This is a genomic window from Pseudonocardia sp. EV170527-09 (genome assembly GCF_008369905.1).
Lineage (GTDB): Bacteria > Actinomycetota > Actinomycetes > Mycobacteriales > Pseudonocardiaceae > Pseudonocardia.
On sequence record NZ_VRMC01000719.1, the window covers coordinates 1 to 222 of the forward strand.

The 222-nt window shown below is 73.0% G+C and carries 1 pseudogene; it reads right to left on the reverse strand.

The window, feature by feature from the left end:
- Positions 1-191, reverse strand: a pseudogene (locus FVA95_RS32505) (hypothetical protein); the annotation flags it as partial.
- Positions 192-222: the final 31 nt, after the last annotated feature.

Below are 222 nucleotides of genomic sequence, written 5' to 3' on the forward strand. Positions count from 1 at the left end.
TCGGGGCCCTCAGGGGCCTCGGTCGTTGTCGGTGTCGGTGTCACCTCGGCCGCCCGCGATGCGGTCGCCCCCGACCCGGCCGAGCCGCCGACGGCACCACCGGTGGCGCCGCACCCGGCGACCAGAACCCCGGCCACTGCTGCCGCGACGATCCGCGACACCACTCGTGCTGCTGCTGTTGGTGTGGTCATGACCAGCACAGATACCGCACACCCCACCCTG